The sequence below is a fragment of the Nonomuraea sp. H19 genome (assembly GCF_052068215.1).
Lineage (GTDB): Bacteria > Actinomycetota > Actinomycetes > Streptosporangiales > Streptosporangiaceae > Nonomuraea.
The window spans coordinates 97,254-112,345 of the sequence record NZ_JBQHCV010000032.1; the positions used below are offsets into that span (position 1 = coordinate 97,254).

A 15,092-nucleotide genomic window follows, 5' to 3' on the forward strand; every position below is an offset into this window, starting at 1 on the left:
TGAACCCAGACCACGAAGGGGGGAACCTTGCACCACAATGGTCTGCGCACGGCCGTCTTGCTCGGCGGCCTGTCGGCGCTGATTGTCGCGGTGGGCGCGTGGTTGGGCGGCGGCACCGGTGTGCAGATCGCGCTCGTGCTCGCCCTGGTGAGCAATGGCGCCGCCTATTTCTTCTCCGACCGGATAGCGCTGTCGGCCATGCGTGCCAGGCCCGTCAGCGAGGTCGAGCAGCCCACGCTCTACCGAATCGTGCGAGAGCTCTCCACCGAGGCCCGTCAGCCGATGCCACGCCTTTACATCTCGCCGACGGCGCAGCCGAACGCGTTCGCGACGGGCAGGAGTCCGCGCCAGGCCGCGGTGTGCGTGACGTACGGCCTGACCCAGTTGCTCGACGAGGCCGAGCTGCGGGGCGTGATCGGGCATGAGCTGTCGCACGTGTACAACCGGGACATCCTCGTTTCCTCCGTGGCCGGCGCGCTGGCCACGATGATCACCTGGCTCAGCTACGTGGCCGTGTTCTTCGGCGGCTCGGACGACGACGAGGGGCCGGGCTTCGTGGGCGCGCTGCTCATGATGCTCCTCGGACCCGTGGCGGCCGGCATGGTCCAGATGGCGATCTCCAGGACGCGCGAATTCCAGGCCGACGAGTCGGGCGCGAGGCTCACGGGCGACCCGCTCGCGCTGGCCTCGGCCCTTCGCAAGATAGAGATGGGCGCCCGCCGGCTTCCGCTCCCCGAGAACAGCCGCCTCACCTCGGCCTCCCATATGATGATCGCGAACCCGTTCAGCGGTTCCGGCTTCGGCCGCCTGTTCTCCACCCACCCGCCCACGTCCGAGCGCGTCGCCCGCCTCGAGCGCATGGCCGGCTACCGGCGCTGAAGGATCACATGGGACGATCACCTCGCTTGACCGAGGCCGAACGCAAGCTGTGGAACGCCTTCCCCACGGGCGAATTCGTCGACCTCGGCCCGGTGCGGGAGAGCATCGGCCCTACGGCCGGCGAGAACGCCCCCAAGGACGGCGACACCTGGGGCCCCGACCGTACGATCAGAGCCCGTGTCATCGCGTCCCTGCTGCTCGGCGCCCACGACGCGGGCGACGGCTCCGTCCCCGCGGTGCGTCTGCGCGGTGCCAGGATCACCGGCCAGCTCGCGATCCTCGGCGGCACCATCGCGCACGAGCTCGTACTGAGCGGCTGCCACCTCGACGAGCCCATCAAGCTCACCGGCTCCACCACCCGCACCATCCGCCTGACCGACTGCTGCTTCCCCGGCCTCAGCGCAGGCGGCATGCGAGTCGCCGGACACCTCAGCCTGTCCGGCTCCATCATCACCGGCACGGTCCGGCTGAGCCGGGCCCAGTTCGAGAGCGGCCTGTGGCTGGGCGGCACCAAGGTGGTGGGCGACGACGGCGAGTGGTCGCTGTACGCGCCCACCGTCGTCGTCGACTCGACCACGGTCATGCGCAACGCCGACTTCACCGGAGGAGTGGCCCTCTTCGGCGGCCGCTTCAACGGCGGACTCTCCCTGGAGCACGCGACCCTCCGCAATCCCGGCAAGGAAGCGCTCACGGCGGACAACATGGTCGTTGAGGACAGCCTGCGCTGCAACGATGGATTCCAGGCAGTCGGGTGTGTACGGCTGCGCGGCTCCCGGATCAACGGGACGTTATCGCTGGAGGGGACCGTACGCAGTCCCGACACCCGCTACGCCCTCCACCTGAGCCACATGGAGATCCGCGAGCTCGTCCTCAAGCCCGCCGAGCCCATCGACGGCGTCGTCACCCTCGCCCACAGCCGGGTCGGCACACTCCATGACAGCCCGGACACCTGGCCGGAGAAATTACGCCTGAACGGCCTGACCTACGACCGCCTGCGCGGCCGCGGCGTCGCCCGCAGAATCGAATGGGTGACGCGGGATCCGGAGGGATTCCGGCCGCAGCCGTACGAGCAGCTCGCCGCGTGGTACCTCAGCGACGGCAACGACGCTCTCGCCCGCCGCACCCAGCTCGCCAAGCTCCGCGCCCGGCGCCAGACCCAGAGCAGCCTCGGCGGCAGGCTGTGGGGCCGGCTACTCGACGCCGCCGTCGGGTACGGCTACCGCCCTTGGCTGGCAGGCGTATGGTTCACGCTCCTGCTCGCCATCGGAACGGTCGTCTTCGCCCTAGACCCTCCCAGACCCCTCAAGCCCGCCGAGAGCCCCGATTTCAACTCCTTCGCCTACACCTTCGACCTGCTGCTTCCGCTACCCGCATTCGGGCAACGAGAGCTTTTCGACCCGGGCGGATGGACGCAGTGGCTCGCGTACGGCCTGATCGTCTCGGGCTGGATCCTGGCAACAGCACTGATCGCCGGCGCTACCCGCATCCTTCGCCGCCCGCAGTGACCTTCCGCAAGATCGCTGCGAGATCCTCAGGAAAGAAGATCTCCTCGGTGCTCTCGAGCTCCTCCGCGCTCCACCACCGGTACGCGGTCGTCGTGTCCTTCTCGATCTGCTCCATGTGATCGAACGAAACAGCCGCGTCGCCCACCCGGATCGCGACGAAGGTCTGGTCCTGCGTGATGGCGTACCCGGCCCAGCAGAACTCGATCGTGTTCGTGCCGTACGGGCCGCTGAAATCCTTTGCGCCCGCCCGGATCCCGACCTCCTCGAACAGCTCCCGCGCGGCGGCCTCCCGCAGCGTCTCGCCGCCCTCCATCGCCCCGCCGATGGTGAACCAGAAAAGCTGATCCGGCCGCTCGGGATCGAAGCCGCAAAGCAGCAGCACCCGACCTTGATCGTCAATGGGCAGTACGCGCGCCGTGAAGCGACGCAGGGGGATCTTCGTCACACCGACCGAGCATACGAGGAACCCGCTCCATGGCATCGACGGACTCCGCGAACCGCTCGGCCTCGGACGCACCGCAGGCCACCACCAAGCTCATGAAGACCGGAGCGAGAAGCCATCGTGCCGCGCGCGTGGCCCGAGGCACAGGAGAAGCCGCGACGCCCACGTGGACAACGCGCTCGCTCCATGCGCCCCGGACATGCCCGCCTGCCACCCCCGCCCCGTACCAGGAGCCGGCCCAGCGCCGCCGCGCATGCTGGCTAGCGGTAGTTCACGAACTGCAGCGCGATATCCAGATCCTTGCCCTTGAGCAGCGTGATGACGTCCTGCAGGTCGTCCTTCTTCTTCGAGCTGACCCGAAGCTCCTCGCCCTGGATCTGCGCCTTGATCCCCTTCGGCCCCTCGTCGCGGATCAGCTTGGAGAGCTTCTTGGCGTTCTCCTGGTCGATGCCCTCCTTCAGGCTGACCAGCATGCGGTATTCCTTGCCCGAAAGTTTGGGCTCACCCGCGTCGAGGATCTTCAACGAGAGCCCGCGCTTGACCACCTTCTCCTTGAACACGTCGAGCGCGGCATTGGCCCGCTCCTCGCTGTTCGCCTTGATCTCGATGTTGTTCTGACCGGACCAGCTGATGCTCGCCCCGGTGCCCTTGAAATCGAACCGGTGTCCGATCTCCTTGACCGTCTGGTTCAGCGCGTTGTCGACCTCCTGGCGGTCGATCTTGCTGACGATGTCGAAAGATGAATCGGCCAAAACACCCACCCTCTCAGCTGCGGAACACGTATGCGGATCCTGCTTCCCCGGCGTACGCGAAACGCGCGGACCCAGCGAACGAGCCTAGCCAGCATCGGCGCGCCGTGCAGGACACCGCCCGTGTACGCCCGCTTTTCGCCGCCTCATCTCCGGCGAGCGATTGATCATCCAGGAGCCCCGTTCTGGCCTCCTGCGCTGGGAGCCGTTTCGGCGGAGCCGGTAGCCGTGATGTGGCGCGGGACAAACCGGTGTCACGTGCACCCCCGAAGTCCGCTATTCTTCTGTCTGTCGCCGCGAGAGCGGATGGCACGGCAGGTTGCCCGAGTGGCCAAAGGGAGCGGTCTGTAAAACCGTCGGCTCAGCCTACGCAAGTTCGAACCTTGCACCTGCCACACCAGCGGGAAGAGGTCCGTCACCAGCGGAAACGCGGTGACGGGCCTCTCGCTTTGTGTCCGGCCGTCCACGAGTGACACCGGCACTCTACGGTTGATCGTTCCCTATACGTTCCCTAGCGATCATGGTTGGTGGACCGCAGCGCCCGGGATGTGTCTGCGGCGACACTGGTTCCCACAATGCGCGCGTCTACCTCAGGAAGGAGCGTCACAGAGCCCTCAGGAAGGACTCAAGCACCCTGGGACGGCAATGCAGCTACGCCGGCAGCACTCTCGCCGCCCTCTACGCGCTGGCGTAGGGCGCGTGCTACTGCGCCTGACCCTCCGCGTGTGTTCAGAGGTTACTTGCGGCGCCTATCCCTCCGCCGCTCAACAGAACAAGATCGCTTCCGCCTCTCTCGATTGCCCAGGAGACCTAGGGTTTCGGGCGTTTCCCAGGCCGTCAGATGCCTCTCAGGGTCGGTTTCCTCCTGCGCGCACTAATTGATTAGGTCGGCGAGGGCTTGCCGGACCTGCTCGGGGAGGTTTTACAGGAGTGCGATCGCCTGGCTGGAGCACCTCCATCGCGGCCTCGGGCGTTATGTCGTCGTCACTGAGATCAAGTCTGATAACGATCTCCGTGAGGGCTTTGGCAAGGGTGCGTTCGAGCGTGGTCATGGCGGGGCTCCTGGCTGGTCGTTGAGGGGCGGTGGGCCCTGGTCAGCCTGCCGCGCTGGTGCGGCGAGGCGGGCTTCCAGATCGGCGATCATCTGCGTGAGCAGACTGGTGTTCTCCTGTCGGACCGCCTGCGGGCCGACCTTGTCGATGCCGACGACCTTGGTGATGCACTCGTCGGCGGCTTCGGCCATCGTGGCGAACTCCTTGCGCGCGATCGAGTGGCGGTTGCCGGCCTCGGAGGTGGTGGCGCGGTGCATGTCCTTCACCGATGTCATCGCCGCGCGTGCGGCGGACATCGCGCGTCCGGGGCGGCGCGTCACGCTATACCGGCGACATACCGGTGTCCCCTATGCTGACGAACCCTCGTCTACGGATCATGCTGAAGGAACGTCGTGCCCCGTCCCGTGCTCGTAGTGGTCGTCGCCCTGCTGCTGTCGCTGCTTCCCGGTGTGTCCCACGCCGCGGGCCCTGGCGTGGTGGGGACGGCGGGGAACCTCATCCGGGAGGTGGAGCCGCGGGCCGATGGCATCAAGCACATGGACACCAAGGCGATGATCACCGCGTTGAAGGCACTCAACGTGAACACCTACGTCTATCCTCTGGCCGGTGGCTACGATCACTGGGACGACCTGCGTAACGAGTTCCTTTTGGCCGCCGCGGACGCCGGGATTGACGTGTGGGTCACGGTCTACGCGCCGAGCCAATCGGCCGTATCCCGGCCGCACGGGCACGACTACGTGAAATGGTCCAGCGAGCTCGCCACTCTCTCGAAGAGCCACCCGAACCTGATCGGCTGGACCGTGGACGACTACGGCTTCGACCTCAAGACGTTCACCCCGGCGTACGTCAAGCAGATGCGTGCGGCGGCCAAGGCGATCAACCCGTCGTTCAAGTTCATCCCGACCGTCTACTACAGCCAGTTCACCGATACGTTCGCCGCCGAGCAGGCCCCGCTGCTGGATGGGGTGATCTTCCCCTTCCGCGACGAGCCGGTCCGGGACACGTCGTGGACGTGGAGCCTGTCCTACCAGGTCAAGCAAGTCGCCCAGCGCCTCCCCGGCACCGACATCTACCTGATGCCCTACGCCCACCCGCTGAGCCGTACTGCCCTGAAACCGACCGTGGCCTACGTCGAGGCGATCACCAAGAAGGCGCTCGAGCACGTCGCCGCGGGAGAACTCGCCGGGATCCTGCAGTACAAGCTCCCTTACATCGCCCGTGATCCTGGATGGACACGCCCCGCGACCGACAACCTCGCCCGGACCGGCAACGGACGGCTGAGCTTCGTCGTCCAGGCCGACACCCTCACCCAGGCCGGGATGTGGTGCGGCGCTACGCGGACGATCCAGCTGACACCCGGCGTGACCAAGCGCACGGTGAGCTTCTGGCACCGGGACAACCGCGGCTCCGGGAGCCCGGCCGGCTACCACATGAAGCAGCTTCTCCTCAACGACAAGGTGGTGTGGGAGCGGGATGTCGCCGCCGATGAGTACGCCTGGCAGCAGACCACGATCGACCTGACGGCCAAGCTGACCGGGGCGACGAGCGCGACACTGCAATGGCGGCTGTACGAGCGCAAGGGCGTGGGTAACAACTTCGTCGACGTGCGCGTGGATGACATCGCCGTCACCGGCCTGCAGATGAGCGACCCCGGCGTGGAGAACGCCGCCACCTGGACGGCCGGCCTGGCCCGGCAGGGCGGCCCTGTCTACTGCTCCGCCCAGGTCTACCACCAGAACTACGGCGCCGATCTCGGCGCGCGCCTCGCCAAGCTGTACGCCGGATAGTCCCGAAGTCCTCGGCGGGAGCCCCTTCCTGCGATCAGACGTCCGGAGATCTTCCACGGAGATCGTAACCTCACGTCCCCTGACGTGACCTACGTGCCTGACAACCCCAGATAATCCGTCAGGCAAGTTCCCATAAGGCCACTTGCCTTACTTGCCTGCCGGTCCAGACGGACCCCATATGCCATCGTTATCTGGAGTAGTCAGGTGAACTAGCTGGTCAGCCGCTTGAAGGTCTGTCAGGGTCGGGTAGCCGGGGCGCATTGCTGCGCCCCGGCCCCCTCAGAACCGTGCTTGCTGCTCGTCGCAGCACACGGCTCAAGCAAGCCCCGCGGACGCTCGGGAGGGCTTGGCCGTCCTCATGCGTTCCCGGGACATGAGGCTCCGGTGGCATGAGGTGTGCACAAGGTGTGATCGGACGCCACCCTTCGGGCCGCGGCTTCCGTGGTAGACGAGGTGGTCTTGTGAGATCGCCTTTCGTGCTACCTGAAGCCACCATCTCTCCCATTCATCCGGTCCTTGCGGGGGTTGTTCGGGAGACAAGAGGTGTTCTCCGCAGAGCACGCAGCGCGCGTCTTGCCGGTCGAGCACATGCGGCGACGCAGAGATGCGCGGGCTGTACAGCAGCCCGTACAGCAACGCCGTCTTACACGACCGCATGCCGACTCTCCGCGATCACCACTTGAGCGGGACGGCCGCGCGTTGACAGGACGTCTGCCCTTCCCAACGGATCAGAAGGATACGGGTTCGACTCCTGTCGGCCGCGCTCATACGAAAGGCCCGCCACCAGGCACATCCTGGTGCGGGCTTTTATGTTTGTCAGGACAATCTCGGGATCTTGCTAACATCTTCACCGTCGCTGTCGGCTGAGCACGTTAGGCCTCCACGATTGCCTGGCGAGGCGTCCAACCGTGGGTACGGTATGCGGCGGTATAGCGGCCGCTGTCCACAGCGCGAATAGGTTGACAGCTGAGTTGACAGCAAAGTCGGCGGCTGGCTGAATGGACGTCCGCGCCTGGAAGGAAACCCGTGCGTCTCGCTCGCCCTCTCGCCGCCACCATGCTCGTGACCGCCGCCTTATCCGCCCCGCAGCCCGCGCAGGCGGCCGCATTCAAGCATCCCGGCGTCCTGGTCAGCCGTGCTCAGCTCGACTTCGTCAAAGCCAACCTCGGCAACGAACCGTGGAAGTCCGCCTGGGAAGCCCTGCAACGCAGTTCCTATGCCTCGCTGTCCTACACGGCCAAGCCCCGCGCCGTCGTGGAGTGCGGTATGTACGGGAACCCCGACCACGGCTGCTCGGACGAGCGTGAGGACGCCAATGCGGCCTACACACACGCCCTGCGGTGGTACCTCACCAAGGACTCCCGCTACGCCAAGAAAGCGATCCAGATCATGGACGCCTGGTCGGCCGTGATCACCGAACACACCGGGAGCAACGCGCCGCTACAGACTGGCTTTGCGGGCGCCAACTTCTCCCGCGCCGCCGAACTCATCAAGCACACCTACGCCGGCTGGACCCAGGCCGGCCGGTTCGCCGACAAGCTACGCACCGTGTACCTCCCGACCGTGATCGCCGGAAAGCCCAACAACCAGGGCAACTGGGAACTGATCATGACCGATGCCGCCATCGGCATCGCCGTGCACCTCGACGACCGTGTCTCCTTCGACCGGGCGATCACGACCTGGCGCGGCAGGCTGCCCGCCTACATCTACCTCGCGACGGACGGCTCGCTGCCCAAGGCGCCGCCGGACAGCAAGCACGACACCGAAGCCGAGATCATCGACTACTGGCATGGGCAGACCAAGTTCGTGAACGGCCTGGCCCAGGAAACCTGCCGCGACTTCGGGCACACCGGATGGGGCATCGCGGCCATCTCCCACGTCGCGGAGACGGCCCGCCACCAGGGCGTGGACCTGTACGCCGAGGCCAAGCACCGGCTGCGATTCGCGATGGAGTTCCACGCTCGCCTGCAACTGGGCGCGACGGTGCCATCGTGGCTGTGCGGCGGAAGGGTCACCCTCGGCCTCGGGCCGAACCTCGAAGTCGGTTACAACGCGCTGCAGCAGCGTTTCGGATACGACATGCCCAGTGCGGCGAAGTGGGTGAAGCAGAAGCGTCCGGTCGGTGCCTCGCGCTTCCTGGCCTGGGAGACCCTCACCCACGCGAAGAACCCGCGCTAAGCCGCGATGAGTGGATCGGCCACGCCGGACTTCAACTCCGACGGCGTGGCCGACATCTTCTCGGCCGCCACCGGGACGCTGACTGTCTGGAACAGCGAAGGCGGCGACAAGTTCGGCCCGGCCACCGCGATCAGCTCCGGCTGGACGGTCTTGGCTGTTCTACGGAGGCATCGGGCGTACCGATGCTCGCTCTTGGTATGGCAACGGCCGACCGCACACCTACGGGCGTCGCCATGTGCGGCGCCAGCGGCATTTAAGGCTTAGGCGAGGACGGGGAAGTTGCTCCTGAAGGTCCCGTGATGGTCGCGGGCGCGCTTGAGGTCGCGCAGGCGGGCGAGGTTCGCGCCGGTGAAGGCGCTGGCGGCCCGCTCGCCCTGGCCCAGGAAGGTGTACGGCTTGCGCCCGCTGGTGTGCGGCAGCAGTGCGGTGCTGAGCTCGCGCTGCCGTTCGGCGACGGCGGCGCCGGCCTCCGCGGTGGGGGTCGGGCCGAAGAGGTAGAGGGCGTACGGCTCGGCCAGGTGACCCGCGGCCGTGTCCGAGGGCCGGGCCAGCGCGCCGCCCAGGTGCCGGAGCTGGACGCTGAGCAGCGGGTCGATGGGCCGCTCCAGCAGCACGTCGGCAACGTCGGAACCCAGCCCGGTCAGCAGTTCCGCCCTGGAGCGGCCGGCGCCGGGGTCGGTCGGTTCCGCGGTGATGGCGGGCAGGTCGGCGACGGCCATCACGGCGCGGGAGTCCGATATGCCTGCATCGATCTTGTCGAGCGGGCGGAGCAACTGTTCGGCCTCCGCCCGCTCGCCGAGGAAGGCCACGTCCACGGCGACCATGGCCGGGGCGCCGGGGAACTGCAGGAGGTCGTACCAGGCGGTCAGTTCCTCCGGCGCGTCGGCGGTGATCTCCCGGTAGGCCTCCAGGACATCGCGGGCCTTGTCGCCGGGCCACAGCATGCGCCCGCCGTACAGGGCGGGAGCGGGGTGCAGGTCGAATTCGACGGCGGTGACGATCGCGAAGTCGCCACCGCCGCCGCGCAGCGCCCAGAACAGGTCGGGGTCGCTGCCGGCGTCCACCCGGGCTCGGATGCCTTCGGCGTCGACGACGTCGAAGGCACGCACACTGGAGGAGGCGAATCCGTGCTTGCGGCCGAACCAGCTCAGGCCGCCGCCCAGCGTGTAGCCGGTGACGCTGACCACCGGGGAACTGCCCGCCAGACCGGTCAGCGCGTGCGGGCTTGCCGCTTGCTGCACCCGGCCCCAGCTCACGCCGGCGCCCGCTCTGGCCTGCCGCTCCCGAGGGTGGATCACCAGTTCGTCCAGCTTGCCGGTGCGCAGCAGGATCACGCCGTCCACATCACCGCTGGCGCCGTGGCCGTTCGGCTGGGTGGTGACGGTGAGCCCGGCCAGGCGCGCGTGCCGTACCAAAGCCGCGACGTCATCGGCGTCGGCGGCCTCGACCACCGCGCGGACGGGCTGCTCCACCGCCAGGTTCCACGGACGGCGAGCCTGCTTGAAGCCGCCATCGCCGGCCGCGAGCACGGTGCCCCTGACCACACTGCGCAGTTCGTCGCCGATGTTCATGATGTATCCCCTTCGTTGGCGTTGGATCAAGGCTCTCGTAGGTGAGTTGAGGTCGAGCTGGGATCGAGCTGAGGCTGGGGGCATATGCTGTGACCTCGGTGGATCTATGAGCAGAGTGGGATGATGGCGGCGGGACTGGCGTTCCGGTTGTTCGGTGCGGTGGAGGTTTCCGGTGCCTCTGGCGAGCCGCTCGATTTGGGGACGCGTAAGCAGCGGGCGCTCGTGGCGATGCTGGCGCTGGAGCCGGGTCGCGTGGTCTCCCTCGACCGGCTGATCGACGAGCTCTGGACCGGCGAGCCGCCTGCCGGAGCTACGCGCACCCTGCAGGCCTACATCGCGCACCTGCGCAAGATCCTGGAGCCTGACCGGCCACCGCGCACCCCGCCGCGTGTGCTGCTCACCCGCGAGCCCGGCTACCTGCTCGCCGTCGCTCCCGGCCAGGTGGACCTCGGGCGTTTCGCCGCCCACGCCGAGGAAGGGCGGCTGGCCCTGGCCCGCGGCGAGCACCAGGAAGCGATCACCGCCCTGGACCGCGCCATGGCGCTGTGGACCGGCGATCCGCTCGGGGAGTTCGCCGACCAGGAGTTCGCGCGGCCCACCGTGGCGCGGCTCACCGAGATACAGACCGCGGCGCTGGAGGACCGCTTCGATGCGCGGCTCGCGCTCGGCGAGGCGGCTTCGGTCATCCCTGGCCTTCAGGACCTGGTCGAAGCACACCCTTACCGGGAACGCGGCTGGGCGTTGCTGGTGCTCGCCCTCTACCGCACCGGCCGCCAGGCCGACGCGCTGGCGGCGCTACGCCGCGTACGGGCCCGGCTGTCGGAGGATCTCGGCCTCACCCCCGGGCCCGAGCTGCGCGCCTTGGAACAGGCCGTGTTCGACCAGGCGGCGGACCTGCGGCCGGCCGCGCCGACGCCGGAGCCGCCCGCCCCGGCGCCCGTGCCCGCGACGAGCACACTGGTCGGCAGGTCCGGCCAGCTGGCGGTGCTGGAACGCCGGCTCGCCGAGACCCGCGGCGGCCGCGGCGGCGTCGTCCTGATCGCCGGGGAGGCGGGCATCGGCAAGTCCCGGCTCGCTCAGGTCGCGGCCGAGCTGGCGCAGGCCCGCGGCTTCCGCGTCGCCTGGGGGCGCTGTGTGGAGGGTACGGCTCCCGCCTTCTGGCCGTGGACGCAGATCATCCGGCAGAGCGGCCACGAGGGAGAGCCCTTGTCGGGCGAGGCCCTGGAACCGACCCTGTACGGCCGGTTCGAACAGACCGTCGCGGCCCTGACCGAGGATCCCCGGCCACTCCTGGTGGTCCTGGATGACCTGCACTGGGCCGACGCCTCCTCGCTGCGGCTGCTCGCCTACGCGGCCGACCCCTTCTCCCGCCTCCCGGTCCTGGCCGTCGCCACCCTCCGTCCCGAGCCCGGCGACCATCCCCACGAGCTGGGTGACCTGCTCGCCACGCTGGCCCGCCAGCACGTGGTGGACCGGCTGGAGCTGACGTCGTTCACCCTGGAGGAGGTCGCCGCGTACCTGCGCTCCAGGAACCTCGAGGAAGAGCCGGGCACGTTGCTGGAGCGCACCGGCGGTAATCCGTTCTATCTAGGAGAGGTGCTACGGCTCAGCCAGAGCGAACGGCGCGACCCCACCGCCGTGCCCAGGGGCGCCGGCGACGTGATCGACCGGCGTGTCGCCCGCCTGCCGGAAGAGACCCGCGAGCTCCTGCGCGTCGGGGCGATCGCGGGCCGCGAGTTCGACGTCGAGACGCTCGTGGCCGTCACCTCCAAACCCGCAGAAGAGGTCATGCTGGCCCTGGAACCGGCGGTGGCGACGGGATTGCTGACCGAGCCGCCCGGCGGACCCGACTACCGCTTCGGCCACGCCCTGGTCCGCCAGGCTCTCTACGCCAAGCTGTCCCGGCTCGAGCGGGCCCGCCTGCACTTGGGAGTCGGCCGGGCGCTGGAGCCGTACACCGCCGAGGCCGAGGCCGCCACACTGGCCCACCACTTCGCCCAGGCCGCCAAGGTGGGCGGCGCCGCAGAGGCCGTGAGGCACGCCGCCCGCGCGGCGGGGCACGCGGCACGCCAGCTCGCCTACACCGAGGCCGTCCAGTTCTGGCAACTCGCCCTGACCCACCTGTCGCCCGGCGACCAAGCCACCCGAGCCCGGCTGCTGATCGGCCTGGCGCACGCCCGGCGCGCCACCGGCGAGGCCGAGGCCGCGGAGCGTGACCTGCTCGAGGCCATCGAGCTGGCCGGCCGGCTCGGCGACCGCACAGCCATGATCGACGCGCTGAGCTTCTTCGGCACGCCCGCGCTGTGGCACTGGCGACCCTACGGCCAGGTCGACGAGCGTATCGTGGCCGCGCTCGAAGAGCTGCTCGCCGGGCCGCTGCCGGACGGCGATCGGGCCCGGCTGCTCGGCACGCTCGGCGTCGAGCTGCACTACGGCCCGCGGCAGGCCGAAGGCGAACGCCTCACCACGCAGGCAATCGAACTGACCAGGCGAGCCGACGACCGCACGCTGCAGGCCCGCACGCTGAGCAACTACCTGCTCGCCGCCTTCGTGCCCGGCCGCAACCGCGAGCGCCGCGCCGCCGCCGAACAGCTGGCGGCGCTGCCGGGACTGTCGCCGAGCACCGAGCTGGTCGCCCGCGTCACCCGCCTGGCCTGCCTGCTACGCGAGGCGGACCTGGACGAATGGGACCGCGAACTGGGCCGCTGCGAACGCCTCCTCGACCGCGACCGGCGGCCGGACCTGGAGGCGATGGTGCGCATCGCGCAGACCGGCCGTCACATGCTCGACCGCGACTGGAACCAGGTGGAACGGCTCGCCGCCGGGTACACGTCGCCGCGCTACGGCTCCAGCCTGTGGGGCGGGCCGTACCGGCGGCTGGTGACCGCCTACTCCCGAGCCCGCGCCCACGGCGAGAGCGGCACGGTGCTGGACGACCTGCTGGCCGCGGCCGAGGACCGCCATCTGGAGCCCGTCCGCCCGCTCGCGATCCTCGCCGCCGCCGAATCCGACCGGACCGACCTCGCCCACGATCTGATCGCCCGCTGGGGCACCGCCATCAGGCAGGACTGGACCGCCGACTTCCTCACCCCCGTCTGGGGACTGATCGCCGCCCGGCTCGGCAGCCCCGAGCCCCGCCGCCTGTACGAGACGCTCCTGCCCTCCGCCAACCTGCTTGTCGTGCTCGGCATCGGCAGCGCCTGCTGGGGTTCCACTCATCAGGTCCTCGCCGAGCTGGCCGACCGCATGGGACGGCCGGAGACGGCCCGCGAGCACACGCGCGCCGCTCAACATGCGCTGAAGGACTCCGGGCGAAGGAGTGAACAAGCGGAGGTCGTCGCTGTTCCAGGCGAGAATGGGCCGGCCCCTATACCGGGGTTCGACATACGTCCGATCACCTAGAGCGACGGAAGCGCTCATGACTTGCGGTGATGCGACGCCTGCGACGAGGTGCCGGTGTCTCTAGGGCATGGCTCCGAGGGATCCACAGCTGCTTACTTGGGTGCCGCCCGAGGGGGCGGCCCCCGGAGCGGTTCTCCAGGGCCGCGATGGCAGACGACGTCAGGGGGCTATGGCGTGAGTTCGCGCACGAGCCTGGAAGACCAGTCGCACCAGACAAGACCAGGCAGGAACGCCCCGCCGGCCTCGTCCAGGTGGTCCTCGACGTAGGGGATGGTCGCGTCGCAGACCTCGATCGCGTAGTCGAAGAAGTCGACCGTGTCGGGGTTCAGGTGGTAGCTCCAGCGCGGGTTGTAGGGGGTGGGGCGCTTGATGATGCGTCCGACGACGTGTGGTCGGTCCTCGGTGGCGCCGCTGAGCAGGTCGCGAGCGTGCTGGATCTTGCCGGGGTCGGTGAGCTGGACGACGAACTCCTCGCGGGTGATGTCGGTCATCACGAAGTAGGCTGTGGGCGCTGCTTGGGCGGGCGGTGTGGCGACGCTGAACGCCGCGATGGCGGCGAGAGCCGCGAGGATCCTGGTCAGGATGCTGTGCATGGAGACCCTTTCAGCTGCGCGAAACTACTTTGAGTTGCTGTTGCATACGCTAAGTAATCATGTGAAGATGAGAGCAGCCCCTAACGCCACAGTGATAACGCAGTCACCGTCCGCAACAGCCCAGTTTCGCTGCGGGCGACCCTTCAGCGTCGCGAGGAACGATGCAGCGGGACGACGGTGCCGCCGCGGGCCGCCAGGTCCTCCCGCAGCAGCGTGTTGTCGTGGTGAAGGGCGGCAATGGCGGTGGCGGCCGCATCCAGGGAACGCTGAAGAGTGCCGCATTCGCGGGTCTTGTCGGCCAGCTTCCGCTTCAGGTCGGCGATTTCGTTGTCGCGGCGGGCCTCCTCGCGTGTGACGGTGCCGTGCTCGGCGACGTGGGCGTCCCATTCGGCCAGGATCGCGGCCACAAGCGGCGGCGCGGCGCGCCGCCGTACCCCCGGCCCTCCGCCCGCCGTCCGGGCATGCGGCCTGGGGGCCGGTCCCGGACGGCGGCGGGACACCGGGCCGGGCGCCGCACGCCGGCCCCGCCGTACAGACCGAACGCACCGGCCGGGGTTGCCGCGCCGCCGCACAGATACAGCCCTTACGATCGCCACGGTGTGGCTGGCCACCGTGCATGGCTGGGGGCGATCGACGATCCAGGGTTCGTTCCTCACCCTGGCTCACCGAGAACGTGGCTGATCGCCGTGCTGGTGGGAGTATGACCGTAGGCCACTAGGAGTCTTCGGCTGGGGCGTCGGCCACGGGAGGGGTGCACGCGGGTGTGCTCGCCGCGTGAGAGAACAACCGCCTGAGCGCTGTGCCATGAACAGGCATTGGTGGGTGTCTTTAAAGTCGGATCCCAAAGGCCAGGTGAGGGTCGCGTCCTCGGAGCGGTGTAAAAGGCTCGACGAGGTAGGTGCCGTGAGTGGATCTTAGGCGGCCTCGGTGGCGG

11 protein-coding genes and 1 tRNA gene are annotated in these 15,092 nt (G+C 68.7%); 6 read left to right on the forward strand and 6 right to left on the reverse strand.

Going from position 1 to position 15,092, the window contains the following annotated elements:
- Positions 1–27 precede the first annotated feature (27 nt).
- Both htpX and ACTMTI_RS47225 read left to right on the forward strand, forming a co-directional pair.
- A complete protein-coding gene (gene htpX / locus ACTMTI_RS47220) occupies positions 28–879 on the forward strand; it encodes a zinc metalloprotease HtpX (RefSeq protein WP_441127408.1) in 852 nt (283 codons plus the stop codon).
- A gap of 26 nt (positions 880–905) precedes the next feature.
- Positions 906–2,384, forward strand: coding sequence for a hypothetical protein (locus ACTMTI_RS47225; RefSeq protein ID WP_441127409.1), 1,479 nt, complete (start codon positions 906–908; stop codon positions 2,382–2,384).
- Here the strand turns inward: ACTMTI_RS47225 and ACTMTI_RS47230 are convergent.
- Positions 2,356–2,829, reverse strand: a complete 474-nt coding sequence (locus ACTMTI_RS47230) for an NUDIX hydrolase (protein ID WP_441127410.1) — start codon at positions 2,827–2,829, stop codon at positions 2,356–2,358. The genes ACTMTI_RS47225 and ACTMTI_RS47230 overlap by 29 nt on opposite strands.
- A 257-nt stretch (positions 2,830–3,086) precedes the next feature.
- Entirely contained in the window at positions 3,087–3,578 is a 492-nt protein-coding gene (locus tag ACTMTI_RS47235; protein ID WP_441127411.1) for a YajQ family cyclic di-GMP-binding protein, read from the reverse strand.
- A 310-nt stretch (positions 3,579–3,888) separates the two neighbouring features.
- Between ACTMTI_RS47235 and ACTMTI_RS47240 the strand changes: the two genes are divergently transcribed.
- Positions 3,889–3,970, forward strand: a tRNA-Tyr gene (locus ACTMTI_RS47240).
- Positions 3,971–4,623: 653 nt separating this feature from the next.
- Here ACTMTI_RS47240 and ACTMTI_RS47245 read toward each other — a convergent pair.
- Positions 4,624–4,923, reverse strand: a complete 300-nt coding sequence (locus ACTMTI_RS47245) for a hypothetical protein (protein ID WP_441127412.1) — start codon at positions 4,921–4,923, stop codon at positions 4,624–4,626.
- 96 nt (positions 4,924–5,019) lie between these two features.
- Here ACTMTI_RS47245 and ACTMTI_RS47250 point away from each other — a divergent pair, with 96 nt between their 5' ends.
- Together ACTMTI_RS47250 and ACTMTI_RS47255 are read left to right on the forward strand one after the other, a co-directional pair.
- Positions 5,020–6,414 carry a hypothetical protein gene (locus ACTMTI_RS47250; RefSeq protein ID WP_441127413.1) on the forward strand — a complete coding sequence of 465 codons (1,395 nt, stop codon included), beginning with the start codon at positions 5,020–5,022 and terminating at the stop codon, positions 6,412–6,414.
- Between the two features lie 1,026 nt (positions 6,415–7,440).
- Positions 7,441–8,592, forward strand: coding sequence for an alginate lyase family protein (locus tag ACTMTI_RS47255; protein WP_441127414.1), 1,152 nt, complete (start codon positions 7,441–7,443; stop codon positions 8,590–8,592).
- 260 nt (positions 8,593–8,852) lie between these two features.
- Here ACTMTI_RS47255 and ACTMTI_RS47260 read toward each other — a convergent pair whose 3' ends face one another.
- On the reverse strand, positions 8,853–10,163 hold the full coding sequence (locus tag ACTMTI_RS47260; RefSeq protein ID WP_441127415.1) for an FAD-binding oxidoreductase: 1,311 nt from the start codon (positions 10,161–10,163) through the stop codon (positions 8,853–8,855).
- Positions 10,164–10,283: 120 nt separating this feature from the next.
- On the opposite strand from ACTMTI_RS47260, the gene ACTMTI_RS47265 reads away from it, so the two are divergent.
- A complete protein-coding gene (locus ACTMTI_RS47265) occupies positions 10,284–13,565 on the forward strand; it encodes a BTAD domain-containing putative transcriptional regulator (protein WP_441127416.1) in 3,282 nt (1,093 codons plus the stop codon).
- Positions 13,566–13,732: 167 nt separating this feature from the next.
- Here the strand turns inward: ACTMTI_RS47265 and ACTMTI_RS47270 are convergent, their stop codons facing one another.
- Positions 13,733–14,158, reverse strand: a complete 426-nt coding sequence (locus tag ACTMTI_RS47270) for a BP74-related protein (protein WP_441127417.1) — start codon at positions 14,156–14,158, stop codon at positions 13,733–13,735.
- A 143-nt stretch (positions 14,159–14,301) separates the two neighbouring features.
- Positions 14,302–14,565: a hypothetical protein gene (locus ACTMTI_RS47275; protein WP_441127418.1), complete on the reverse strand. Its 264-nt coding sequence runs from the start codon at positions 14,563–14,565 to the stop codon at positions 14,302–14,304.
- Positions 14,566–15,092 lie beyond the last annotated feature (527 nt).

What these genes read in the sequence shown, in the direction of transcription:
- ACTMTI_RS47265 (WP_441127416.1), top strand. Translation starts at nt 10,284, where the DNA reads ATGATGGCGGCGGGACTGGCGTTCCGGTTGTTCGGTGCGGTGGAGGTT.
- ACTMTI_RS47270 (WP_441127417.1), bottom strand. Translation starts at nt 14,158, where the DNA reads ATGCACAGCATCCTGACCAGGATCCTCGCGGCTCTCGCCGCCATCGCG.
- ACTMTI_RS47260 (WP_441127415.1), bottom strand. Translation starts at nt 10,163, where the DNA reads ATGAACATCGGCGACGAACTGCGCAGTGTGGTCAGGGGCACCGTGCTC.
- ACTMTI_RS47245 (WP_441127412.1), bottom strand. Translation starts at nt 4,923, where the DNA reads ATGTCCGCCGCACGCGCGGCGATGACATCGGTGAAGGACATGCACCGC.